General features: G+C 72.9%; 19 protein-coding genes. 13 read left to right on the forward strand and 6 right to left on the reverse strand.

The genetic code is table 11. The features are described 5' to 3' along the window. The first annotated feature begins 37 nt into the window (after positions 1-37). From OG937_31775 to OG937_31785, 3 genes are all read left to right on the forward strand, one after another. Positions 38-973, forward strand: a complete 936-nt coding sequence (locus OG937_31775) for a slipin family protein (protein WUD75950.1) — start codon at positions 38-40, stop codon at positions 971-973. Positions 974-1,065: 92 nt separating this feature from the next. Beyond that, entirely contained in the window at positions 1,066-1,434 is a 369-nt protein-coding gene (locus OG937_31780; GenBank protein WUD75951.1) for a tetratricopeptide repeat protein, read from the forward strand. Positions 1,435-1,581: 147 nt separating this feature from the next. Further along, positions 1,582-4,686: an alpha-N-acetylglucosaminidase gene (locus OG937_31785; protein ID WUD78953.1), complete on the forward strand. Its 3,105-nt coding sequence runs from the start codon at positions 1,582-1,584 to the stop codon at positions 4,684-4,686. Here OG937_31785 and OG937_31790 read toward each other — a convergent pair. Then, positions 4,679-5,509, reverse strand: a complete 831-nt coding sequence (locus tag OG937_31790; protein ID WUD75952.1) for an N-formylglutamate amidohydrolase — start codon at positions 5,507-5,509, stop codon at positions 4,679-4,681. The two genes, OG937_31785 and OG937_31790, sit on opposite strands and share 8 nt — an antisense overlap. Before the next feature lie 68 nt (positions 5,510-5,577). Then, the gene (locus OG937_31795) at positions 5,578-6,156 is read right to left on the reverse strand and encodes a methylated-DNA--[protein]-cysteine S-methyltransferase (protein WUD75953.1); all 579 of its coding nucleotides are present in this window, start codon (positions 6,154-6,156) and stop codon (positions 5,578-5,580) included. A 182-nt stretch (positions 6,157-6,338) separates the two neighbouring features. Here OG937_31795 and OG937_31800 point away from each other — a divergent pair, with 182 nt between their 5' ends. Together OG937_31800 and OG937_31805 are read left to right on the forward strand one after the other, a co-directional pair. Beyond that, a complete protein-coding gene (locus OG937_31800) occupies positions 6,339-7,277 on the forward strand; it encodes a hypothetical protein (GenBank protein ID WUD75954.1) in 939 nt (312 codons plus the stop codon). Positions 7,278-7,471: 194 nt separating this feature from the next. Next, on the forward strand, positions 7,472-8,263 hold the full coding sequence (locus OG937_31805) for a hypothetical protein (GenBank protein ID WUD78954.1): 792 nt from the start codon (positions 7,472-7,474) through the stop codon (positions 8,261-8,263). On the opposite strand, the gene OG937_31810 is transcribed toward OG937_31805, so the two are convergent. Next, positions 8,228-9,265: a chitinase gene (locus OG937_31810; protein ID WUD75955.1), complete on the reverse strand. Its 1,038-nt coding sequence runs from the start codon at positions 9,263-9,265 to the stop codon at positions 8,228-8,230. The two genes, OG937_31805 and OG937_31810, sit on opposite strands and share 36 nt — an antisense overlap. A gap of 283 nt (positions 9,266-9,548) precedes the next feature. Between OG937_31810 and OG937_31815 the strand changes: the two genes are divergently transcribed. The 7 genes from OG937_31815 to OG937_31845 all read left to right on the forward strand — a co-directional run bounded on the left by OG937_31815 (position 9,549) and on the right by OG937_31845 (position 19,181). Further along, positions 9,549-10,007, forward strand: a complete 459-nt coding sequence (locus OG937_31815; GenBank protein WUD75956.1) for a hypothetical protein — start codon at positions 9,549-9,551, stop codon at positions 10,005-10,007. Positions 10,008-10,013: 6 nt separating this feature from the next. After that, positions 10,014-12,188, forward strand: a complete 2,175-nt coding sequence (locus OG937_31820) for a glycosyltransferase (GenBank protein ID WUD75957.1) — start codon at positions 10,014-10,016, stop codon at positions 12,186-12,188. Further along, positions 12,185-13,336 (forward strand): acyltransferase, encoded by a 1,152-nt coding sequence (locus OG937_31825; protein ID WUD75958.1) that lies wholly within the window; start codon positions 12,185-12,187, stop codon positions 13,334-13,336. The genes OG937_31820 and OG937_31825 overlap by 4 nt, the downstream gene beginning before the upstream one ends. Before the next feature lie 49 nt (positions 13,337-13,385). After that, the gene (gene uvrB, locus OG937_31830) at positions 13,386-15,482 is read left to right on the forward strand and encodes an excinuclease ABC subunit UvrB (GenBank protein ID WUD75959.1); all 2,097 of its coding nucleotides are present in this window, start codon (positions 13,386-13,388) and stop codon (positions 15,480-15,482) included. Between the two features lie 109 nt (positions 15,483-15,591). After that, positions 15,592-16,170, forward strand: a complete 579-nt coding sequence (locus OG937_31835; GenBank protein ID WUD75960.1) for a TerD family protein — start codon at positions 15,592-15,594, stop codon at positions 16,168-16,170. A 20-nt stretch (positions 16,171-16,190) separates the two neighbouring features. Further along, the gene (locus tag OG937_31840; GenBank protein ID WUD75961.1) at positions 16,191-17,948 is read left to right on the forward strand and encodes a TerD family protein; all 1,758 of its coding nucleotides are present in this window, start codon (positions 16,191-16,193) and stop codon (positions 17,946-17,948) included. 252 nt (positions 17,949-18,200) lie between these two features. After that, the gene (locus tag OG937_31845; GenBank protein ID WUD75962.1) at positions 18,201-19,181 is read left to right on the forward strand and encodes a TerC/Alx family metal homeostasis membrane protein; all 981 of its coding nucleotides are present in this window, start codon (positions 18,201-18,203) and stop codon (positions 19,179-19,181) included. Between the two features lie 11 nt (positions 19,182-19,192). Here OG937_31845 and OG937_31850 read toward each other — a convergent pair whose 3' ends face one another. The 3 genes from OG937_31850 to OG937_31860 all read right to left on the reverse strand — a co-directional run bounded on the left by OG937_31850 (position 19,193) and on the right by OG937_31860 (position 21,978). Further along, positions 19,193-20,497 carry an MFS transporter gene (locus OG937_31850; protein ID WUD78955.1) on the reverse strand — a complete coding sequence of 435 codons (1,305 nt, stop codon included), beginning with the start codon at positions 20,495-20,497 and terminating at the stop codon, positions 19,193-19,195. An 88-nt stretch (positions 20,498-20,585) separates the two neighbouring features. Continuing rightward, a complete protein-coding gene (locus tag OG937_31855) occupies positions 20,586-21,242 on the reverse strand; it encodes an MBL fold metallo-hydrolase (GenBank protein ID WUD75963.1) in 657 nt (218 codons plus the stop codon). A 4-nt stretch (positions 21,243-21,246) separates the two neighbouring features. Continuing rightward, entirely contained in the window at positions 21,247-21,978 is a 732-nt protein-coding gene (locus OG937_31860; protein ID WUD75964.1) for a maleylpyruvate isomerase family mycothiol-dependent enzyme, read from the reverse strand. Positions 21,979-22,187: 209 nt separating this feature from the next. On the opposite strand from OG937_31860, the gene uvrA reads away from it, so the two are divergent. Beyond that, entirely contained in the window at positions 22,188-25,103 is a 2,916-nt protein-coding gene (gene uvrA, locus OG937_31865; protein ID WUD75965.1) for an excinuclease ABC subunit UvrA, read from the forward strand. The last annotated feature ends 8 nt before the right edge of the window (positions 25,104-25,111 follow it).

Raw genomic sequence — 25,111 nt, forward strand, 5'->3', positions numbered from 1 at the left:
CGCTCCACCGCGGACAGAGGGGGCTGGGATGGAAGCCGTGTCGGCAGCGATCGGGATCGCCGTCGTGGTGCTGGGACTGGGTGGTCTCAAGAGCAGTTTCCGGGTGATCAAGCAGTACGAGCGGGGTGTGGTCTACCGCTTCGGGCGGGTGCGGCCGCACGCCAAGCAGCCCGGACCGCGTCTGCTGGTGCCGCTGGCGGACCGGATGACCAAGGTCAACATGCAGGTGGTGACCATGCCGGTGCCCTCGCAGGAGGGCATCACCCGCGACAACGTCTCGGTCCGGGTGGACGCCGTGCTGTACTTCCGGGTCATCGACCCGATCAAGGCCACGGTGGACGTGCAGAACTACCAATTCGCGATGTTGCAGGTGGCCCAGACCTCGCTGCGCTCGGTGATCGGCAAGAGCGAGCTGGACGACCTGCTGTCGGGGCGCGAGGCGATGAACGAGGGCCTGGAGCTGATGCTGGCCACGCCTGCCGTCGAGTGGGGCATCCACATCGACCGCGTGGAGATCAAGGACGTGGCACTGCCGGAGTCGATGAAGCGGTCGATGGCGCGGCAGGCCGAGGCCGACCGCGAGCGCCGGGCGCGCATCATCACCGCCGACGGCGAACTGCAGGCCTCGCAGAAGCTCGCGCAGGCCGCGGCCGCGATGGACGGCACGCCGGCGGCGATGCAGCTGCGCCTGCTGCAGACGGTCGTGGAGGTGGCCGCGGAGAAGAACTCGACGCTGGTCATGCCGTTCCCGGTGGAGATGCTGCGCTTCTTCGAGCGGGCGGCCGGAAGCGAACGCCCGGCCGCCGAACCGGCCCCTGTTCCTGCCCCGGCACCCGACCCCGCCGCGGCTGTGGAGCCGGCGCGACCCGTCGCCCAGGTCGACGGCGCGGCGCCGGCGGCCCTGGAGGCGCCGAAGGGCCCGGCCGGGCCCGCGGTGCCGGCGGAACGGCGCCCGGCCGACGAGGAGGCGTGAGCGACCGCCGGGCTGTTCCGCCGGGGAATGCATATGCGAATGGTGATGTTGGGTAGTTGTGTGGTGCCGAGTGCCCGGGGAAGGAGGCGGCTGTGCCCGAGCAGAGCCCCGAGAACCACGTCATCGACTTCCGTGCGGCCGAGCAGCTGCTGGCGGCCCGCGACGCCCGTGGGGCGGTGAAGCTGCTGGACTCGGTCATCGCCGCCCACCCGGAGAACACCGCCGCGCGGCTGCTGCGCGCGCGGGCCTTCTTCCTGTCCGCGCAGCTGCGCCCGGCCGAGCTGGAGTTCCAGGTCGTCCTGGAGCGCGAGCCGGACAACGCGTACGCGCACTTCGCCCTCGGCCGCACCCTGGAGCGTTCCGGCCGCTCCGGAGAGGCGCTGCGGCACTTCCGGCTGGCAGCGGCGCTCGACCCCAAGCCCGACTACCTGCAGGCGGCCCGCTTCCCCGACCCGGCGTGAGCCAGGGTGGGTAGTTCGTCCGCTTTTACGGCGAACACCCCTCGCGTCACATTGATCCGTATCGTCACTCCCGTTACCGTTCCGGGGCACGCATTCTGACGCAGCCTCAACTGTCGGGAGCCGGCCGTGACTCGAGTGACCAGGCGGATGCTGCTGGGTTCCGCCGCCGCGACCGCGACGGGCGCGGTGTTCGCGACGGGGGCGGCGGGCGCGACCACGGCCGCCGCCTTCGACACCGCTCCCGCACGCGCCGCGCTGGGCCGGCTGCTGCCACGGCACGCGGGGCAGTTCCGGCTGGTCGCGCAAGGCCGGGGGAACGGCGGCAAGGACGGTGAACGATCCGACCGCTTCCGGATCGCGGGTGCGCGGGGCCGTATCGAGGTGGCTGGCACGTCCCCGGCCACACTGCTGTGCGGCGTGCGCTGGTACCTCAAGCACGTGTGCGGCGTGGGCGTCTCCTGGGTGGGCGACAGCCTGGACGCCCTGCCCGCGACGCTCCCGGCGCCGCCCCCGGGCGGCATCGCCCGCCGCGCCACGGTGCCGCACCGCTTCGTCCTCAACGACACCAACGACGGTTACACCGCCCCCTACGCCGACTGGTCGCACTGGGAGCGCTTCATCGACGTCCTGGCACTGCACGGCTGCAACGAGGTGCTGGTGGTGGCCGGTGCGGAGGCCGTGTACCGGCGCGTGCTGCGCGAGTTCGGCTACTCCGGCCAGGAGGCCCTGGCCTGGCTGCCGGCCCCGTCCCACCAGCCGTGGTGGCTGCTGCAGAACCTCTCTGGGTACGGCGGCCCGTTGACCGCGGGCATCGTCGACGCCCGCGCGGCGCTGGGCCGCAGGATCACCGCGCGGCTGCGGGAGTTGGGCATGGCACCCGTGCTGCCGGGCTACTTCGGCACCGTCCCGGACGGCTTCGCCCGTCGCAACGCCGGGGCGCGCGTCGTCCCGCAGGGGACCTGGCACGGCTTCGCCCGTCCGGACTGGCTCGACCCGCGCACCGGCGCCTTCGCCGCGGTGGCCGCCTCCTTCTACCGCCACCAGAAACAGCTGTTCGGCGAGGCCGCGTACTTCAAGATGGACCTGCTCCACGAGGGCGGTACCGCGGGCGGGGTCCCCGTGGCCGCGGCCGCCCGCGGCGTCCAGGCGGCGCTGCGCGCGGCGCACCCCCGCGCCACCTGGGTGATCCTCGGCTGGGAGAAGAACCCGCGGGCCGACCTGCTGGAAGCGGTCGACAAGGAGCGGATGCTCGTCGTGGACGGCGTCTCCGACCGGTTCGCCTCGGTCACCGACCGCGAGCGGGACTGGGCGGGCACCCCGTACGCCTTCGGCTCCATCCCCAACTTCGGCGGCCGGACGACGATCGGCGCCAAGACCCACGTGTGGGCGGACCGCTTCTTCAGCTGGCGGGACAAGCCCGGCAGCGCCCTGGCCGGCACCTGCTACCTCCCGGAGGCCGCCGAGCGCGACCCGGCCGCCTTCGAGCTGTTCTGCGAACTGCCCTGGCACGAGCAGCGGGTGGACCTGCCGACCTGGTTCGACACCTACGCGCGGACCCGTTACGGCACCGAGGACGGCCAGGCACGCGTCGCCTGGCAGGCGCTGCGCCGCACCGCCTACCGGCACGACGCTCTGGAGCGCGCCGACGCCCACGACAGCCTCTTCACGGCCCGTCCCTCGCTGACCGCCGACTCCAGCAGCGTGTACGCGCCGAACGCCCTCACCTACGATCCCGCCGCCTTCGACGCGGCGTTCGCCGCGCTGCTGGCGGTGTCCGCCGGGGCACGCGGCAGCGACGCCTACCGCTACGACCTGACCGACGTCGCCCGGCAGGCCGTCGCCAACCGCAGCCGGCAGCTCCTGCCGCAACTGCGCGGCGCGTTCGCGCGCGGCGACGCGGCGGTCTTCCGCCAACTGTCCGAGCTGTGGCTGCGGCTGATGCGACTGGCCGACGAGGTCGCGGGCGGCCACCGGGCCTTCCTGCTCGGCCCCTGGCTCGCGGAGGCCCGGGCCTGGGGCGGGGCGGACGCGCAGCGCGCCAAACTCGAGCGCACCGCCCGGGTGCTGACCACCACCTGGGGCGGGCGCGCGACGTCGGTGTCGCTGCACGAGTACGCCAACCGTGACTGGAACGGGCTGGTCGCGGACTTCTACCTGCCGCGCTGGCGGACCTTCCTGGACGAGTGTGCGGCGGCCCTCACCACCCGCCGCACACCGCGGGCCGTCGACTGGTACCGCGCCGAGGAGCCCTGGACGAAGCGCGCCGGGCGCTACCCCACCCGGCCCACCGGCGACGCGCACACGCTCGCCCGGCGGGCCTACGAGATCCTTGCCGCGGCCCCCTACCAGGGCACGCTGACCGTGACCGCGGACCCGGTGACGCTGGTGCCGGGCGGCCGGGCCCTGGTCACCGCGGAGTTCGCCAACACCAACGGGCTCGCCCCCACCGGCACGGTCGGCTTCTCCCTGACCACGGACGGGGTGCGGGCCGCACCGCGCGGGGCGCTGTCGCTGCCGCGCGTGGCGGCCGGCGGCACCGGCCGTGCGACCTGGCACGTCACCGCGCCCGAGGCGCGCCCCAAACGGCCGCTGTCGCCGCTGCGGTACGAGGCGCGGGCCGCGTACGAGCCGGTGCCGGGCGGCGCGCGGGTGCCCGCGGTCGCCGCGGGGGACCTGTACGTCGCGGGTCCGCTGGACCGTGCGTACCGGACCGTCAACGGCACCGGAGCCGTGTTCGGACAGCTCGGCGACCGCTTCGCCATCGACGGCGCCGGGCGCGACCTGTGGAAGGGCACCGCCGAGTTCGCGGCGGTCCTGCGGCCCGGCGCGCTGCGGGACGGCGGGACGGTCACCACCCGGGTCGACAGCCAGGCCGAGACCGCCGCATGGGCGCGGGCCGGCATCGTCGTCCGCGACGACCTCGACGACCCGGACGCCCCGGGCTTCCTGAACCTGGCGGTGAGCCCCGGGCACGGGGTGACGCTGTCGTACGACTCCGACGGCGACGGCCTGCTGAACCGCTACCGGCGGCTCGCCGGCGTGCGGGCCCCGGTGCTGCTGAGGCTGCGCCGCAGCGGCCGTGCGTACACGGGGGAGTGCAGCACCGACGACGGGACGACGTGGCGGAAGGTCGCGACCGTGACCGTCCCGGCGGCGGCCCGGACCCAGGACGTGGGGCTCTTCATGACCGCGGGGAACGGCGGCACGGGCGACCACGGCCTGGTGGAGTTCACCGGCTTCCGCGTCACCTGAGGCCGCCGGTTCCGCTGCCACCGCCGGTTCCGCCACCCGTGCCCACGGCGGCGACGAGGGCGGCCAGCGCGTCACCGAGCCGGTCCAGTCCCTCGCCGGGGGCACCACCGGGCTCGCTCATGTACCCGTCCCTGCGGATCTCGACCATCAGCGCCGAGACCTCGCGGACCTCGCCGTAGTGCTTCAACGGCACATAGGTGCCGGCGAACGGCGAGTCGACACCGACCTCCCCGCACGGCGCGAAGGCATCGCGGGCGGCGTCCAGCAGCCAGGCCGGGGTGTGGAAGGCGTCGGTGCCCAGGCAGACGGCGGGGCGGGGCCCGTCGCCGTGCAGCTCGTAGGGGAGTCGCGCGCCGGGGTAGGAGTGCACGTCGATGACGACCGCCCGCCCCGTGGCCTCCAGCCGGTCCTGTACGGCCGCCGTCATGGCGGCCGCGTACGGCTCGAAGTAGGCCTCCAGCAGGGCCCGTTCGTGCCGGGGGTCGTGCTCGCGCAACGGCGCCCCGTGCGAGGTGCGGGTGTAGACGGCGCCCATGCCGACGGCGCGCATCTCCTCCCGCTCGTCCGGGAACCGCTCGGGGTCGACGACCAGCCGCGACAGCCGGTTGGTGAACTGCCAGGCCCCCGTCCGTCCGGCGGCGCGCGCCGCGATCAGGTCGGTGTGCGAGTCCGTCATGTGGTCGAGCTCGGCCGCCAGTCCGGCGTCGTCCAGGAGGATGCGCTCACGGACGTGCCCGGGCACGGCGCGGGCGCTGTGCGGGACGTGGAGGAGCACAGGCGAGTCCGGCGCGCCCTCGGTGACGCGGAAAGTCGATTCGTCCATTTCTCCACCCCTCCCCGACCCCCGCCGGTGTGACCTGCCGTCCCGCACGGCGGTGTGTTGAGGAACCCTCAGAACAGCGGCTCCGGCAGGACGCCCTCCAGGGCCAGCAACGAGCGCTTGATGTCGAGCATGCGCAGGCCCCCGCCGAAGCCGCCGATGCCCCCGTCGCTCTCCAGGACCCGGTGGCACGGGACGACGACGGGCAGCGGGTTGGCGCCCATGGCCACCCCGACGGCCCGGGCGGCGCCCGGCTCACCGACCCGCTTGGCGAGGTCCTGGTAACCGACCACACTGCCGAACGGGACGCCGGCCGACAGCTCGCGCAGCACACGGCGGTTGAAGCCGGTCGTCAAAGACCAGTCGAGGTCGAGGTCGAAGGTGTGGCGCGTCCCGGCGAAGTACGCCTCCACCTGGCGTATCGCCTCGTCCAGCCGGGCCCCCGCGGCGCTCGCGGGACCGGGCCTGCGCGCGGGCGCGGCACCCAGCCGGGAGCAGATCCGCTCCAGCACGGCGGGCGCCTCCTCCTCCCCGGTCCGGAAGGCGACGTGGACCAGGCCCTGCCCGGTTGCGGCGAGCAGCAGCGGCCCGACCGGTACCTCCAGCACCGACCAGGCGACCTCGGCGGAAGGGGTCTGTGGTTGCGTCACGGTCCCCAGCGTAGGACGGGGCACTGACAGCCGGTCCCGGCCGGGGTCGCGCCGGGGTTCCCACCGGGGTCCGGGACGGCCACGGCAACCGGCCGCACGCCCCGCCACCCGGGAGGGTGGCCGTTCTCGACAGGTCTGTCACAAGCGGTAGTCGACCGGTTATGAGGGGGGATGGGGCGCGCATGACGCGAAACGACTTCACCCCGGCCGTCCGCCGGCTCGCCCGTGAACAGGACCGGGTCGCCACCGTCGCCCAGCTCGCCGCGGTGGGCGTGCCGGAGAGCAGGCTGCGGGAGTGGTGCCGCCCCGGCGGCCGGTGGCAGCGGCCGCTGCCCCGGGTGGTCGTCCTCCAGCCCGGTCCGCTCACCGCCGCGCAGCGGTCCAGGGCGGCCCTGGCCTTCGCCGGGTACCCGCAGGTCCCGGCCATGATCACCGGCGTGGCGGGGCTCGCCCTGCACGGCGTCGCCGTGGCCGCGCCGCCCTGCGGGCTCCCGGTGGTGGACGTGCTCGTCCCGAGCGAGCGCCGCATCCGCACCCACACCTGGGTACGGGTCCACCACGGCCGCGGGCTCCCCGTGCCCGACACCCTGGCCGGTGTGCCCGTGGCGCCGGTGGCCCGGGCGGCGGCCGACGGCGTACGGGAGTCCATCGACCCCGAGTGGGCCCTGGAAGTGGTCCGCGAACTGGTCATAGCGCTCGGCGTGCCCGCCCCCGTGCTCGCCGCGGAACTGGGTGGCACGGTACTCGCCCGGCGCCCCGCCGTGGCCGCCCTGCTCGACGCCATGGATCCCGGCCCGCGTGCCGCCTCCGCCGAGCCCATGGCCCGCGCCCTGGTGGCCCGGTCGGGACTCCGGCAGCCGCTGTGGCGTCCCACGCTCCAGCTCGACGGCGCCTTCCTGGGCTCGCCCGACGCGTACTGGGTGCGCTACGGCCTCGTCCTGGACCTCGGCCCGGGGACCGGGCGCGGCCGGCTGGAGTCGCTGGGTCTGCGTGTGCTGCGGGTCGCGCCCGCCGCGCTCACCCGCAGCCCCGCCGAGGTCGTCGCCGCCCTGCGCACCGCGCTCGCGGCCGGACCGTACGGCCCGCTGGACCGCATCACGGCACTGCCCGGGGCGATGTGACGTACGGGTGTCCGCGCGATGAAGTCGCCATGAGGCGGCCGCGCGGGGCGGGCGGGCGAGCCTAGCGTGTGTCAGCACGGGGGACGGAAGGAAGCGGGGGACCGGGGCGGCAAGGGGAGGGTGCCGTGAGCGGCACGTACGGAACGGTCAATGGCTTCACCTACGGATGGGCGACCCCTCTCGCGGGTTTCCTGATGGCCTGCTTAGGCGCCGCCCTCGGGCTGCGCTGCACGACCCGGGCCCTGGCCATGCACCCCTCGCGACGGGCCGGCTGGCTCGCGCTGGGTTCCGCGGCCATCGGCTCCGGCATCTGGACCATGCACTTCATCGCCATGATGGGCTTCACCGTCGGCGAGGTGCGGATCACCTACGACACGCTCGTCACCTTCGAGAGCCTGCTGGTCGCCGTCGTGGTCGTCGCTCTCGGGGTGTTCCTCGTCGGCTTCGTGGGCCGCACGCTCCCCGCCGTACTGGCCGGAGGCTGCGTCACGGGACTCGGCATCGCCGCCATGCACTACATGGGCATGCGGGGCATGCGGCTGCGCGGCGACCTGGAGTACACGCAGTCCACGGTGGTGCTGTCGGTCGGCGTCGCCGTCCTGGCCGCCACCGTCGCCCTGTGGTCGGCGGTCTCCGTCCGGCGCCTGTACGCCGGCGTGCTCGCCAGCCTCGTCCTGGGCTTCGCCGTCACCGCCATGCACTACATCGGCATGGCCGCGTTGACGGTGCATCTGCACAGCGGCGCGCGGGAGGGATCGAGCGGGGCGGGACCGGCCGCGTTCCTCGCCCCGGTGCTGATCGGGCCGGTCGTCTTCCTCTTCCTCGCGGGGGTCGTGGTGGCGCTGGACCCGCCTGTCGGCGACTTCGACCCCGAGTCAGAGCCCGAGCCCGCGCCCGCCCGCGGCCGCCGTTCCTCGCGGGCGGCCCGCTCCTCGCACGCCGCCCGGCCCTCACGCGTCCGCGAGCGCCCGCGCGAACGCCAGTGACGGCTGGTCGACCCCGCTGCACCGGGCCGGGGCCGTCCCCTTGGTGTCGTCCTCGCAGGGCCGGTCCCGGTCTGCCGACCACATGGACAGGCCGCCCAGCCCCTTTTCACGGGCGAAGGCGGCCAGTGCGGCCGCGTCCCGCAGGGTGAACACCTCGCCCTGGATGTCGTTCACCCCGATCATCGGGGTCACCGAGAGGGTCCGCCACGCCGCGGCGTCCGGCAGGCCCAGCAGAGCCTTGAGCTGCCGCTGCGCCGCGGTGGCCGCCTGGATCGCGTACCGGCCCATGTCGCCGGTGTACGTCTCCCCGTAGTCCATCGCCATGATGTTGACCGCGTCGACGCGTACCCCTTGGCGCCGGGCGTCCGCGAGCAGCGCGCAGGCCTCGGGGGTCAGCCCGGACGGCATCACGGGCAGCGTGAAGGAGACCGACAGCGTCCGGCCTTCCCGCTCGGCCTCCCGCTGGAGGCGGGCGACGGCGCGCGCCCGGCGGGTGCCGGCGGCGGTGTCCACGAGGTCGTCGCCCTCGACGTCGAAGTCGACCCCGGTCAGCCGGTAACGCCCGATCACATCGGCGTAGGCGGAGGCGAGTTCGTCCACGTCGTCGCAGGCGCCGGCGAGTTCCGTGCCGTCGGCGCCGCCGAACGAGACCCGCACGTCGCGGCCGGCGGCCCGCAGCGCGGCGATCCGGCCCGCCAGGTCGCCGTGGGCGATGCCGTCGCGCCCGTCCCAGGTCGGGGCGCAGTCACCGCGAGCGGTCACGAACCCGAGGGTGAAACCGTCGGCCCCGGTCCTGCGGGCGGCGTCCGCCATGTCGTACGCGGTGGAACGCGAGGCGTCCACGTAGGGGGTGAAGGCCACCTCGGCCACCGGTTCCCTCCCCTCGGGCGCGTGGCGCGCCGGGGAGCCGGCGGGCTCGGTGCCGGTGAGGAGGGAGGCGGTCGTGGCGGCGACGGCGACTGCCACGAGTCCGGTGATCAGCTGTGCCGTGCGGCTCTTCATGACGGAGAGACTATCTGCCCCGGGAATTTCGGATCACGCTTTCCTTGAATTGAGTGAATGAAGGCCTCGGGTTATTTGTGGGATTAATGCGGAAGTGAATCCGCGGAATTCATGGAGAGAAATTACTGCTAGCATTCTGCCCATGCATTCCCTCTCCCGACGGGCGTGTCCCCGTGGGCGGTCCACGGAGGAAGGGCCCGTATTCGTCGATGCGTCGGGCCGCCGGGCGCGCATTATCCGGCGCGCCGGACTGGCCGTCGGGATCGCCTGCGCGGGATATGCCGTGCTGCTGGGGGTGGCTTTCGCGGGAGGCACCCCTTTCGCGCCCCAGACCCTGATTCCGGGCGCCGACGTCCCCGAGGGCGCGTCGGCGCAGGCCGAGGCGGGTGGAAGAACCGGGGGTACCGCGGAACGCGTCGCGAGCGCCCCTGCCGCCGTTCACGCCCCCGCCCCGGCGGCCCGGGGCCCCGCCGCCGCGCCCACCGTCGTCGCGGCCGCGGAGGTCACCCCCTCCGCCACCGGGCGCCGCGCCACGGCCTCGGCGACCCCCTCCGCCGGCCCCGGCGGCACCGGCGCCACCGCGACGGCGAGCGCCTCCCCGCGGCCCACGTCCGCGCGCACCCCCACGGCCACCGCCTCGCCGTCCGCCTCCGTCCCCGTGACACCCGGGCCGGACACCCCCGCCTTCCCCCCGGGCGACGCCGGCGGAGACCCGGTGCCCGGCGACGGCTGGGACGACTGAGCGGCCATGGCGCGGACGGCCCGGCACGCGGCACCCGGTGCGATCACCAAGGTGGCGTCGGCCGGCCGGCAGGCCGTGCCCAGACCTCGCGTGGTCATGGCCGTGCTGGGGCTGTTCGCGCTCGTGTGCGTGATGCTGCTGGACGGTTACCTGCACTCGGAGATCGGCAACGACGGCCGCGTCCACGAGTCCGGGAGCGCGAGCCAGGTGCCCGCCTCCGTCCTCGAGGGCGGCCCCGTGCTGACCTTCGGCGCCGACGGCGAGCCCGTCAGCCACACCCTGCCGCCCCGGACGATCGCGCTCACCTTCGACGACGGCCCGGACCCCCGGTGGACCGCGAAGGTGCTCGCGGTGCTGCGCGAGCACGACGCGCCGGGCACCTTCTTCGTCGTCGGCCAGATGGCCGCCCGGTACCCCGCGCTCATCCGCGACATCGTCGACTCCGGCGGCGAGATCGGCGTCCACACCTTCTCCCACGTCGACCTGGCGTACCAGGACAGGGCCAGGATCGACCGGGAACTCGCCCAGACCCAGCTGGCGCTCGCGGGCGCCGCGGGCATCACGACCTCGCTCTTCCGCGCCCCGTACTCCTCCGAGGCCGACGCGGTCGACGACACCACGTGGCCCGTCTACCGCTACCTCGGCACCAAGGGCTACATCAGCGCCTTCGTCGACACCGACAGCGAGGACTGGCGGCGCCCCGGTGTCGCCGCCATCGTCCGCGACGCCACCCCCAGGGGCGGCAAGGGCGCCTCCGTGCTCTTCCACGACGCCGGTGGCGACCGCTCCCAGACCGTGGAGGCGCTCGGCACGTACATCGACACCATGAAGGCGAAGGGCTACACCTTCACGACGCTGACCGCGAGCCTGGGCGCCACGACCGCCAACCACCGGGCGAGCGGCGCCGAGTTGTGGCAGGGGCGCGCCCTGATCGGGGTCGTGGCGCTGGCCGAGTTCACCATGCCCGTCCTGTTCTGGCTGCTCGTCGTGGTCGGCGTCGCCGTCCTGGCCCGCTTCGCCCTGATGCTCGTCCTCGCCCGCCGGCACGCCAGGATCCGCGGCCGCCGCCGCTTCAGCTGGGGGCCCGCGGTCACCGAACCGGTCAGCGTCATCGTGCCCGCCTACAACGAGAAGGAGTGCATCGCCAACACCGTCGGCTCGCTCGCGGCCAGCAGCCACCCGGTGGAGATCGTCGTCGTGGACGACGGCTCGACCGACGGCACCGCCGCCATCGTCGAGGCGATGGGCCTGCCCCAGGTGCGCGTCGTGCGCCAGGAGAACGCGGGCAAGCCCGCCGCGCTCAACCGCGGCCTGGAGCACGCCCGTCACGACCTCGTCGTGATGATGGACGGCGACACCGTCTTCGAGCCCGGCACCGTGCACCGCCTCGTGCAGCCCTTCGCCGATCCACGGGTCGGCGCCGTCGCGGGCAACGCCAAGGTCGGCAACCGCGGCACGGTGATCGGGGCCTGGCAGCACATCGAGTACGTGATGGGCTTCAACCTCGACCGGCGCATGTACGACCTGCTCGGCTGCATGCCCACCGTCCCGGGCGCCGTCGGCGGCTTCCGCCGCGCCGCGCTGCTCGAGGCCGGGGGCATGAGCGGGGACACCCTCGCCGAGGACACCGACGTCACCATCGCGCTGCACCGCGCGGGCTGGCGCGTGGTGTACGCCGAGCACGCCCGCGCCTGGACCGAGGCACCGGGCAGCATCGGCCAGTTGTGGCGGCAGCGCTACCGCTGGAGCTACGGCACCATGCAGGCGCTGTGGAAGCACCGGCGCTCCCTGGTGGACCGCGGGCCCTCGGGACGCTTCGGCCGGGTCGGCATGCCGCTGGTCGTGCTCTTCCAGATCGTCACGCCCCTCTTCGCGCCGCTGATCGACCTCCTGACCGTCTACGGCGCCGTCTTCGTCGCCCCGGTCAGGTCGCTCCTCGCCTGGGCCGCGCTGATGTCCGTGCAGCTGCTGTGCGCGGCCTACGCCTTCCGCCTGGACCGCGAGCACTACCGCCACCTGCTGATGCTGCCGCTGCAGCAGATCGTCTACCGGCAGCTGATGTACCTCGTCCTGATCCACTCCTGCGTCACGGCCATGACCGGAGGCCGGCTGCGCTGGCAGAAGCTCGAGCGCACCGGCGAGGTCAACTCCCCACAGGCGTCCGCGGGAGCCGCCCGGTGACCGCGTCCGGCACCTCCCTGCCCCTGCCGCGGCCCGGGACCTCCGGCCGGCACGCCGCCCGCCGCGGCGCGCGGGCGGTCGCCACCGCCGCCACCACTGCCCCGGGCGCCCGCGACCGATACCTGGACCTGCTGCGCGCCCTGGCGCTCGTCCGCGTCGTGACGTACCACACGTTCGGCTGGGCGTGGCTGAGCCTGGTCTTCCCCTCCCTCGGCGTGATGTTCGCCCTCGCGGGCTCGTTCATGGCGCGGTCGCTGGAGAAGCGGCCCGCGCTGCCGGTGGTGCGGGGGCGGCTGCGCAGGCTCCTGCCGCCGCTGTGGTGCCTCGGCGCCGTCCTGGTCCCGGCGATGCTGCTCCACGGCTGGTCGCCAGGAGAGCACCACGCGGGGCGCTGGTGGGCGCGGCTGCTGTGGTGGGTGGTGCCGCTGGCGGACCCGCCGGGCAGCGTCTGGGCCGAACAGGCCACGGGGGTCCTGTGGTATGTGCGCGCCTACCTGTGGTTCGTCCTGCTCTCGCCGCTGCTGCTGCGCGTGTTCCGGCGGTCACCCACCGCCGTGATCGTCGCCTCCCTCGCCCCGGTCGTGCTCCTGCAGACGCTCCGGATCCCGCCGTTGGGCGGGGCCGGGAGCGCCGTCACCGATCTGGCGACATTCCTCCCCTGCTGGCTGCTCGGCTTCGCCCACCGCGACGGACTGCTGGACCGCGCGCGGGCGGGCCTGGTGCCGGTCCTGGCCGCCGTCGCCATGGCGGCCGGCGGCTGGTGGGCCTGGTCCCACCGTGCGGACGGCTCGTACGACCTCAACGAGATCCCGTTCGCCCAGGCCCTGTGGTCGGCCGGTTTCGTCCTGCTCCTGCTGCGCTTCCGGCCGGGCGCCGGCCCGGCCGGGCGGCTCCGGCCGCTGGACCGGGCGGCGCGGATCGTCAGCGCGCGGGCCGTGACCGTCTACCTGTGGCACGAGGTCGCCCTCATGCTCAGCGTCCCCCTGATCGACCTGATGTGGCGGGTCAGGCTCCTCGAGCTGTCGCTGCCGCTGGACAGCACCTGGTTCCAGTTCGCGGTGGCCTGGGTGCTGATCGCGGTGGCGGTTCTGCTCCTGGGCCGGGTGGAGGACCTCGCCGCGGGGCGCCGGCCCCGGCTCCTGCCCTGACCCGGGCCGGTCGGGACCGGTTGTCGGTGGGGGGTCGTACCGTTGACCCATGCGGCCCGTATCAGACATCGAACGCAGTGTGGCGCCCTTCGAGGTCGTCAGCCCCTTCCAGCCCAGCGGCGACCAGCCGACCGCCATCGACGACCTCGAGCGGCGCATCCGCGCGGGCGAGAACGACGTCGTCCTGCTCGGCGCGACGGGCACGGGGAAGTCGGCGACCACGGCGTGGATGATCGAGCGGTTGCAGCGCCCGACCCTGGTCATGGCGCCCAACAAGACCCTGGCCGCCCAGCTGGCGAACGAGTTCCGCGAGCTGCTGCCGAACAACGCGGTCGAGTACTTCGTGTCGTACTACGACTACTACCAGCCCGAGGCCTACGTCCCGCAGACGGACACCTACATCGAGAAGGACTCCTCGATCAACGAGGAGGTAGAGCGGCTGCGCCACTCCACCACCAACTCGCTGCTGACCCGCCGCGACGTGGTCGTGGTCGCCTCGGTGTCCTGCATCTACGGCCTGGGCACCCCCCAGGAGTACATCGACCGCATGGTGCGGCTCAAGGTCGGCCAGGAGATCGACCGGGACGCGCTGCTGCGCAAGTTCGTCGACATCCAGTACGCGCGCAACGACGTGGCGTTCACCCGCGGCACCTTCCGGGTGCGCGGCGACACCATCGAGATCTTCCCGGTCTACGAGGAGCTCGCCGTCCGCATCGAGATGTTCGGCGACGAGATCGAGGCCCTGTACACGCTGCACCCGCTCACCGGCGAGATCATCACCGACGACCAGCAGCTGTACGTCTTCCCCGCCACCCACTACGTCGCCGGCCCCGAGCGCATGGAGCGCGCCATCGCCGGCATCGAGAAGGAGCTCGGCGAGCAGCTCGCGGTCATGGAGAAGCAGGGCAAGCTGCTGGAGGCCCAGCGGCTGCGGATGCGCACCACGTACGACATCGAGATGATGCGGCAGATCGGCACCTGCTCCGGCATCGAGAACTACTCGCGGCACATCGACGGCCGCGAGGCGGGCTCCGCCCCCGACACCCTCATCGACTACTTCCCCGAGGACTTCCTCCTCGTCATCGACGAGTCGCACGTCACCGTGCCGCAGATCGGCGCCATGTACGAGGGCGACGCCTCCCGCAAGCGCACCCTGGTCGACCACGGCTTCCGCCTGCCCTCCGCCCTCGACAACCGCCCGCTGAAGTGGGAGGAGTTCCTGGGACGCGTCGGGCAGACCGTCTACCTGTCGGCCACCCCGGGCAAGTACGAGCTCTCCCGCGGCGACGGCGTCGTCGAGCAGATCATCCGTCCGACCGGCCTGGTCGACCCCGAGGTCATCGTCAAGCCCACCAAGGGGCAGATCGACGACCTGGTGCACGAGATCCGGCTGCGCGCCGAGCGCGACGAGCGCGTCCTGGTCACCACCCTCACCAAGAAGATGTCCGAGGACCTCACCGACTACATGCTGGAACTCGGCATCCAGGTGCGGTACCTGCACAGCGACATCGACACCCTGCGCCGGGTGGAGCTGCTGCGCGACCTGCGGGCGGGCGAGTTCGACGTCCTGGTCGGCATCAACCTGCTCCGCGAGGGCCTGGACCTGCCCGAGGTGTCGCTGGTCGCCATCCTCGACGCCGACAAGGAGGGCTTCCTACGCTCGGGCACCTCCCTGATCCAGACCATCGGCCGCGCGGCGCGCAACGTCTCCGGCCAGGTCCACATGTACGCCGACAAGATCACCCCGGCGATGGAGAAGGCCATCGAGGAGACCAACCGGCGCCGGGCCAAGCAGATCGCGTACAACGAGGAGAGGGGCATCGACCCGCAGCCGCTGCGGAAGAAGATCGCCGGCATCCTGGACTCCTTCGCCCGCGAGGACGCCGACACCGAGGAGCTGCTGGGCTCCGGCCGCCAGCGTTCGCGCGGCAAGGCGCCGGTGCCGGGCCTGTCCGCCAAGGCGGGGGAGAAGCGGGCCGCCAAGAGCCTGCCCGCGGCCGAACTGGCGGAGCTCATCGGCGAGCTGACCGACCAGATGCACGCCGCCGCCGCGGATCTCCAGTTCGAGGTCGCGGCCCGGCTGCGCGACGAGGTGGGCGAGTTGAAGAAGGAGCTGCGGCAGATGCGGGAGGCCGGCGTGGCCTGACCGTACCGGCTGTCGAATCTCTTGCCGAACCACGGTGCCCTACCCGTGCGTCTCCCCATAGGGTGCGGAGCAACCGCACGACGGCAAAACGGTTGAGAGGGGACAGCGCGTGACGGTCAACATGACCAAGGGTCAGAAGATCAGCCTGCAGAAGTCGGACGGGGGGACGCTTTCGTCGGTCCGCATGGGGCTCGGCTGGCAGGCCGCCCCGCGTCGCGGTCTCTTCGGTTCCCGCACCCGGGAGATCGACCTCGACGCCTCCGCGGTCCTGTTCGCCGACAAGCAGCCCGTGGACGTGGTGTTCTTCCGTCACCTCGTCAGCGACGACGGCTCGGTCCGGCACACCGGCGACAACCTCGTCGGCGGTGCCGGACAGGGCGGCGACGACGAGTCGATCCTGGTCGACCTGCAGCGGGTGCCGGTGCACATCGACCAGATCGTCTTCACCGTCAACTCCTTCACCGGGCAGACCTTCCAGGAGGTGCAGAACGCCTTCTGCCGCCTGGTCGACGAGACCAACGGGCAGGAACTCGCCCGCTACACCCTGACCGGGGGCGGTGGCTACACCGCGCAGATCATGGCGAAGGTGCAGCGCAGCGGTGACGGCTGGTCGATGACCGCGATCGGCTCCCCGGCCAACGGCCGCACGTTCCAGGACCTCATGCCGGCGATCCTGCCGGCGCTCTGACCGCACAGGGGGGCGCGGGCATGACCATCGAGCTGGTCCACGGGCAGAACCATCCGCTTCCCGGCACCTCGCTGGTGGTACGGGTGTCGGCCGGCACGCCGGTGGTGGCCGGCGTCTCGCTGGGTGACGGGCAGGGGCGCGTGAGCGGCCCCGGGTCCGTCGCCCACCCCGGGGCGCCGCGGCTGCCGGGCATCCAGGTGCCCGCGGGCCTCGCCGCCGAGCAGCGCGTCACCGCCGACCTGGCGGCCGTGCCGGCGGACGTGGATCGCGTCCACGTCCTGCTGGCGCTGCCACCGGTCGCGGGGGCACCGACCCGCTTCGGGGCCTGCCCCGCGCCCCATCTGACCGTCGCCGGCCCCGACGGGGCGCCGGTCGTGAGCTTCACCGTCACCGGGCTCGGCGCCGAGGCCGCGATCGTCGCCCTGGAGCTCTACCGCCGCCAGGGCGCCTGGAAGGTGCGGGCGCTCGGCCAGGGGTACGGCGGCGGGCTGGCGGAGCTGCTGCGCGACCAGGGGCTGGGCCGCTCCGAGGCGGACGCCGTGGCCGCGCGCGTGGCGGACGCCGTACGCCCCGCGCCCACGGTGCCCACCGCACCCTCCCCCGCGCCGCCCCCGCCCCCCGTTCCCCCGACCCCGCCCCCCGCGGACTCCGTGCCGCACACGGTGCCCCCGGCCTCCGCCCCCGTCGCGGGTGACGCCGCGGGCTGGAGCATGGAGGAACGGCTCTACAACCAGGTCTGGGGGATGTTCGAGGACCTGGCCCGCACCATCGCGGCGTACCGCAGCGCCGTCGACTTCGCCGAGTCCCGGCTCGACCAAGAGCTGGACACGCTCCTCGCCGACCCGCGCACCCGGGTCGGCCCCGCCGCCGAGGCCGCCCGCGACCAGGCCAGGGCCCGCCAGGCCGAGCTGGTGGACCGGGCGCGTGCCGTGCTCGACCGCGACCTGGCCCAGCTCATCGCAGAGGCCGAGGTGGTCGAGCCCGCCCTGCCGCCGCCCTACGCGGGCTGGGAGAGCCCGGCCTGGCACGGCTACCGCGCCCCCGCCGAGCCGCCGATGGCGGTCCGGCTCGGCGACCTCCACCTGCCCGAGCGCCCGGAGCTGCGCGTCCCCCTGCTGATACGGCTGCCGCTGGAGCGCGGGCTGTGGGTGGACAGCGCCCAGGACCGCCGCCGTGCCGTGGACGTGGCCGTGGCGCTCGCCGCCCGCCTGCTGGCCTCCCACCCGGCGGGGGATTGCGCCGTCCACGTCATCGACCCGGCGGGCTCCGCCGGGACGGCGCTGGCCCCGTTCACGGACTCCGGCGCGCTGCGCGAGCCGCCCGCCACCGGCGCCGCCGGGGTGGCGGCCCTGCTCGCCCGGCTCACCGAGCGGGTCGACCTGGTGCAGATGGCCCTGCGCGCCGACGTCCCCTTCGAGGTCCCCCCGGGCGTCGACCCGGCCCGCCAGGTGCTGGTCGTCAACGACTTCCCGTACGGCTTCGACGACCGGACGGTCAACCAGCTGCGCTACCTCGCCGACGAGGGCCCGCAGGTCGGCGTCCACCTGGTCCTGGTCGCCGACCGCGAGGACGCCCGCGAGTACGGTCCGCTCCTCGACCCGCTGTGGCGCTCGATGCTGCGGCTGACCCCGCAGCCCGACGACCACCTCGCCGACCCCTGGGTGGGCCACGCCTGGACGTACGAACCGCTGCTGGCCCCGGCCGGCAGCGCGGTCCTGGCGCAGGTGCTGCGCCAGGTGGCCGCCGCGCGCCGGACCTACGACCCGGGCCGCCACTGACCGGCTGCCGACCAGCCCCACGAGGCCCCGGCACACCCTCCTGATTGACCATCACTTTACTCTCTTTACCTTTCCTTGGGATTTCATGTACTCTTCTTTACGCGGAGGGGAGTACTCCCTGCTTGCGGTGCATCCCGTCATCACGGGCCGGAACGGCCCCGGGACACCGGCCCCGGCCTGACGGCCCGGGTGGAAGAGACCTCCGGCAGCGACAACGCTGACAATTGCCAGCCCATCTGCCGGAGGCATCGCGTGGATGTATCCCTGACTCTGTGGGTGCTGACCATCGCCGGTCTGTGCGCCCTGATCGCCGCCGACTTCTTCATCGGGCGCAAGCCCCATGAGGTGTCCGTCAAGGAAGCCGGGACCTGGACCGTCGTCTGGATCGTCCTGGCCGCCCTGTTCGGGCTCGGCCTGCTGTTCTTCGCCGGCGGGCAGCCCGCGGGCGAGTTCTTCGCCGGCTACATCACCGAGAAGTCGCTCAGCGTCGACAACCTCTTCGTCTTCGTCCTGATCATGGCGAAGTTCGCGGTGCCGTCCCAGTACCAGCAGCGCGTGCTGCTCTTCGGCGTGCTCATCGCGCTCGTCCTGCGAGCGGCCTTCATCGCCGCCGGCGCCGCCATCATCGCCAGCTTCTCCTGGGTCTTCTTCATCTTCGGCGCCTTCCTCATCTGGACCGCGTGGAAGCTGGTCCAGGAGGCCCGGGCCGAGGAGCACGACGAGGAGTTCGAGGAGAACCGGCTGCTCAAGGCCGCCGAGCGCCGCTTCGGCGTCGCGGACCGCTACCACGGCACCAAGCTCTTCATCCAGCAGAACGGCAAGCGGATCATGACCCCGATGCTGGTGGTCATGCTGGCGATCGGCACCACCGACGTCCTGTTCGCGCTGGATTCCATCCCGGCGATCTTCGGCCTGACCCAGGACCCGTACATCGTCTTCACCGCCAACGCCTTCGCCCTGATGGGCCTGCGGCAGCTGTACTTCCTCATCGGCGGTCTGCTGAAGAAGCTGGTCCACCTCTCCTACGGGCTGTCGATCATCCTCGGCTTCATCGGCGTGAAGCTCGTGCTCCACGCCCTGCACGAGGCGGGGGTCCACGTCCCCGAGATCAGCATCCCGTTCTCCCTCGGCTTCATCGTCGTGGTCCTCGCCGTCACCACGGTCACCAGCCTCATGGCGTCGAAGAAGCAGGCGGCCGCGGACAAGCGCGACGAGGAGCACATCGACGCCTGACCCACGGCTCCTCAGCCCGGACGGGGTGCGCGGCGGACCGCCGCGCACCCCGCCGTCGCGTCCGCGGCGGCCTCGCCCCGGGTCTCCGGCAGCGCCGCGAAGCAGCCGAGGCTGAGCAGCGCGACCCCCGCGACGTACGCCGCCACCGGCCAGGGCGTGCCGGAGCCCGCCGCCAGCCGGGTCGCCACGACCGGGGTCAGCGCGCCGCCCAGGACACCGCCGAGGTTGTAGCCCAGGGCGGCGCCGGTGCAGCGCACCCGGGGCGCGTACAGCTCCGGGAGGTACGCGCCCACGACGGCGAAGACCGTGATGAAGGCGAGCAGCTCCGCGGCGGACCCCACGGTGATCGCCACCGGCGAGCCGCTCGCGAGCAGTCCGGCGTAGGGGAAGATCACCACGCCCATCGCCGCCGTACCGGCCAGTGCCATCCGCCGGCGTCCGAAGCGGTCGCCGAGCAGTCCCGCCAGCGGGGTCAGGACCCCCTTGACCAGGACGGCCACCAGGACGCAGCCCAGCACGACCGTGCGGTCCATGCCGAGGTGCTCCGTGGCGTACGCCAGCGACCAGGTGGTCACCGTGTAGAAGACGGCGTAGCCGCACGCCATGGCGCCCGCCGTGAGCAGCACCAGGCGGCCGTGCTCGCGCAGCAGCTCCGAGACGGGCACCCGGGCCAGGTCCCCGCGCCCCGCGGCCGCCGCGAACGCGGGGCTCTCCGGGAGCGCCGCCCGCAGCGCCAGCCCGGCCAGCGCCAGCACGCCCGCCACCCAGAACGGCACCCGCCAGCCCCAGGAGCGGAAGGCCGCGTCGCTCAGCCCCGCGGACAGGGCGAGCACGATCCCGTTCGCCAGCAGGAAGCCCACCGCGGGACCGGTCTGCGGCAGGCTCGCCCACAGTCCGCGGCGCCGCCCCGGCGCGTGCTCCGCGACGAGCAGCACCGCCCCGCCCCACTCGCCGCCCAGCCCCAGCCCCTGCAGGAAACGCAGGGTCACCAGCAGCACGGGCGCGGCCGGGCCGATCGAGGCGTGAGCGGGGACGCAGCCGACGGCGGTGGTCGCCAGCCCGGTCAGCAGCAGGGAGCCGATCAGCACGGGGCGCCGTCCGACGCGGTCGCCGATGTGGCCGAAGAGGACCGAGCCGAGCGGGCGGGCGACGAAGCCCGCCGCGAAGGTGCCGAAGGCGGCGAGGGTGCCGGCGAGGGCCGAGGCGTCGGGGAAGAACAGCGGTCCGAGGACGAGGGCGGCCGCGGTGCCGTAGGCGAAGAAGTCGTAGAACTCGATCGCGGTCCCGGCCGCCGACGCGGCGGCGATCCGGGCCATGGAGGGGGAGGGGGAGGTGCGCACGTGGGTCCAACGACCCACGTGCGCGGGGGTGGCGGCGCCGCAGGGGGCGCCACCACGGGGCCCGCTACCAGCCCCGTTCGCGCCATTCGTCGAGGTGGGGGCGCTCGTCGCCGAGCGTGGTGTCCTTGCCGTGGCCGGGGTAGACCCAGGTCTCGTCCGGGAGCCGGTCGAAGAGCTTGGCCTTGACCCCCTCGAACAGGCTCGTGAAGTGGTCCGGGTTGTTGTGCGTGTTGCCCACGCCGCCGGGGAAGAGGCAGTCCCCGGTGAAGATGTGCGGGTGCCCGTGGGGGTCGTCGTAGATCAGGACGATGCTGCCGGGCGTGTGGCCCACCAGGTGCCGGGCGGTGAGCTCGACCCGGCCGACCCGGATCCGGTCGCCGTCCTCGACCGGCACGTCGGTGGGGACGGGGATCCCCTCGGCGTCGTGGCGGCCCGCGTAGGTACGGGCGCCGGTCGCGTCGACCACGGCCTGCAGCGCCTGCCAGTGGTCGGCGTGCCGGTGCGTGGTGACGACGGACGCGAGACCGTCGTTGCCGACGACCTCCACGAGCGTGTGCGCGTCGTTCGCCGCGTCGACGAGCAGCTGCTCGTCGGTGGCGCGGCAGCGCAGCACGTACGCGTTGTTGTCCATGGGGCCGACCGCGACCTTGGTGATGATGAGGTCTTTGAGTTCGTGCACGTCGGGCGCGCCCCCGACCGTGACCTCGCCGCTGTACGTCATGGCGTCAGCCTAGTGGCGGCAGCACCGGCAGGGGTACGTCGGGCCGGGCGGTCAGGCCCTCGCCGTCGGAGCGGCCGCTGACCCAGGCGAGCAGGGCGTGCCGCGGCCCGCCGACGGTGAGTTCGGGCTCGTCGGCGGCGCCGATCACCCACTTCTCGCCGCTGTCGGTGTCGTGGATGCGGACGGCGGCGACGCCCTCGTGGCCGGACAGGTCGTCGATGATGGCGCCGAGCTCCCGGGCTGCGAAGTCCCCGGGGAGGTGCGCGCAGGTGTACTCCAGGCCGAGGTCGACGTGGTGGAAGTAGATCTCCATGAGCCGGATGTACGGGATCTCGGCCGCGGCGACCACCCGGCCGGAGCGCATGACGACCTGCGCGGCCCAGTTCTGGGGCGGGAGCTCCTCGATGGCCAGGGCCAGCCGGTCCGCGGAGACGCGCAGGTCGTCGACGTGCTCCGCGAGCGTGCGGCCGGCCCCCTCCTCGATGTCCTTGTTGCGGCCGTCGGTGCTCTCGTACTGCGGGGTCTCCTCGCCGGTGCGCGCCCAGATCATCAGGTTCACCAGGGAGTCGGCGTTGCGCGCCAGGTGGGCCAGCACGTGGCCGCGGGTCCAGCCCGGCAGCCGCGAGGGCTCGGCGACGCACGCCGGGGGCATGGCGGCCACGGTCTCGATCAGTCGTTCGGTGGCCTCTCGGAGCTCGGCCGCATCGTGGTCGGGGTCGGGTCGTTGGACAGACACGGAGCCTCCTGGTCGGACCGGTCGACGTCTCCACGGAGACGCTAGCGCGGGACACTCATTCGGGTGAAGCTGCCGCACCGATGCCGGAAATCGAATGTGCGTGCTATAGGCTCGCTGTCACCACAACCGGAAGAAAACTCGTTGGCGCCCCGTTTAGGCTGTCTGGGGGTGCTGTCCCCTTGTCTGTCTTTTGAAAGGTGCGCACTGGCGTGGCCGATCGTCTCACCGTCCGTGGCGCTCGCGAGCACAATCTGAAGAACGTCTCGCTCGACCTGCCACGGGACTCGCTCATCGTGTTCACCGGCCTCTCCGGGTCGGGCAAGTCCTCCCTGGCGTTCGACACGATCTTCGCCGAGGGCCAGCGTCGTTACGTGGAGTCGCTCTCCTCCTACGCACGGCAGTTCCTGGGCCAGATGGACAAGCCGGACGTCGACTTCATCGAGGGCCTGTCGCCCGCGGTCTCGATCGACCAGAAGTCCACCTCGCGCAACCCGCGCTCGACGGTCGGCACGATCACCGAGGTCTACGACTACCTCCGTCTGCTCTTCGCCCGCATCGGCAAGCCGCACTGCCCCGAGTGCGGCCGGCCCATCTCCCGGCAGTCGCCCCAGGCGATCGTGGACCGGGTGCTGGAGCTGGAGGAGGGTTCCCGGTTCCAGGTGCTCTCGCCGCTGGTGCGCGAGCGCAAGGGCGAGTTCGCCGACCTCTTCGCCGACCTGCAGACCAAGGGCTACAGCCGGGCCCGGGTGGACGGCGCGACCGTCCAGCTGACCGACCCGCCGAAGCTGAAGAAGCAGGAGAAGCACACCATCGAGGTGGTCGTCGACCGCCTCACCGTCAAGGAGAGCGCCAAGCGCCGGCTGACCGACTCGGTCGAGACCGCCCTGGGCCTCTCCGGCGGCATGGTGATCCTGGACTTCGTCGACCTCCCCGAGGACGACCCGCAGCGCGAGCGGATGTTCTCCGAGCACCTCTACTGCCCGTACGACGACCTGTCCTTCGAGGAGCTGGAGCCGCGCTCCTTCTCCTTCAACTCGCCCTTCGGCGCCTGCCCCGAGTGCACCGGCATCGGCACCCGCATGGAGGTCGACCCGGAGCTCATCGTCCCCGACGAGGACAAGTCCCTCGACGAGGGCGCCATCGCCCCCTGGTCGCTCGGCCACACCCGGGACTACTTCCAGCGCCTGATCGGCGCGCTCGCCGACGAGCTGGGCTTCCGCACCGACATCCCCTGGGCGGGGTTGCCGCAACGCGCGAAGAAGGCCCTGCTCAACGGCCACAAGACGCAGATCGCGGTGCGCTACCGCAACCGTTACGGGCGCGAGCGTTCCTACACCACCTCCTTCGAGGGCGCGATCCCCTTCGTCCGGCGCCGGCACGCGGAGTCCGAGAGCGACTCCAGCCGCGAGCGCTTCGAGGGGTACATGCGCGAGGTGCCCTGCCCCACCTGTGAGGGGACCCGCCTCAAGCCGATCGTGCTGGCGGTCACCGTTCAGGGGAGGTCCATCGCCGAGGTCGCCGCGATGTCCATCAGCGACTGCGCGGAGTTCCTGCGCGGCATGAAGCTGAGCGCGCGCGAGAAGACCATCGCCGAGCGGGTGCTCAAGGAGGTCAACGAGCGGCTGCGCTTCCTGGTCGACGTCGGCCTGGACTACCTCTCGCTCAACCGCGCGGCCGGCACCCTCTCCGGCGGCGAGGCCCAGCGCATCCGGCTGGCCACGCAGATCGGCTCGGGCCTGGTGGGCGTGCTCTACGTGCTGGACGAGCCGTCCATCGGACTCCACCAGCGCGACAACCACCGGCTCATCGAGACCCTGGTGCGCCTGCGCGACCTCGGCAACACCCTGATCGTGGTGGAGCACGACGAGGACACCATCAAGACCTCCGACTGGGTGGTGGACATCGGCCCGGGTGCGGGTGAGCACGGCGGCAATGTGGTGCACAGCGGTTCGCTCAAGGAGCTGCTGCGCAACAAGGAGTCGCTGACCGGCCAGTACCTGGCGGGCAAGCGCCGGATCCCGATCCCGGAGATGCGCCGCCCGGTCGACGGGGAGCGCCGGCTGACCGTGCACGGCGCCCGGGAGAACAACCTGCGGGACATCGACGTGTCCTTCCCGCTCGGTGTCTTCACGGCGGTCACCGGGGTCTCCGGCTCCGGGAAGTCCACCCTGGTCAACGACATCCTCTACACCCACCTGGCCCGTGAGCTGAACGGCGCCCGGGGCGTCCCGGGCCGGCACACCCGGGTCGACGGGGACGACCTGGTCGACAAGGTGGTCCATGTCGACCAGTCGCCGATCGGCCGCACCCCGCGGTCCAACCCGGCCACGTACACCGGTGTCTTCGACCACGTCCGCAGGCTCTTCGCGGAGACGATGGAGGCGAAGGTGCGCGGCTACCTGCCGGGCCGCTTCTCCTTCAACGTCAAGGGCGGCCGCTGCGAGAACTGCTCCGGCGACGGCACCATCAAGATCGAGATGAACTTCCTCCCGGACGTCTACGTGCCGTGCGAGGTCTGCCACGGTGCCCGGTACAACCGGGAGACCCTGGAGGTCCACTACAAGGGCAAGTCCATCGCCGAGGTCCTGGACATGCCGATCTCCGAGGCGCTGGACTTCTTCGAGGCCGTCCCGACGATCGCGCGTCACCTTCGCACCCTCACCGAGGTCGGGCTGGGCTACGTCCGGCTGGGCCAGTCCGCGACGACCCTGTCCGGTGGTGAGGCGCAGCGCGTGAAGCTCGCCTCCGAGCTGCAGAAGCGCTCCACCGGTCGCACGGTCTACGTGCTGGACGAGCCGACCACGGGTCTGCACTTCGAGGACATCAGCAAGCTGATCAAGGTGCTCTCCGGGCTGGTCGAGAAGGGCAACACCGTGGTCGTCATCGAGCACAACCTCGATGTGATCAAGACGGCCGACTGGGTGATCGACATGGGCCCCGAGGGCGGCAGCGGCGGCGGTCTGGTGATCGCCGAGGGCACCCCCGAGCAGGTCGCGGGGGTGGGCGCGAGCCACACCGGCAAGTTCCTCAGGGACATCCTGGGCGCCGAGCGGATCTCCGACGCCCCGCCGGCCCCGGCCAAGAAGCGGGCTGCCCCGCGGAAGCGGGCGGCGGCGAAGGCCTGACAGCCGGC

Origin of the sequence: Streptomyces sp. NBC_00510 (genome assembly GCA_036013505.1) — a bacterium.
GTDB lineage: Bacteria > Actinomycetota > Actinomycetes > Streptomycetales > Streptomycetaceae > Actinacidiphila.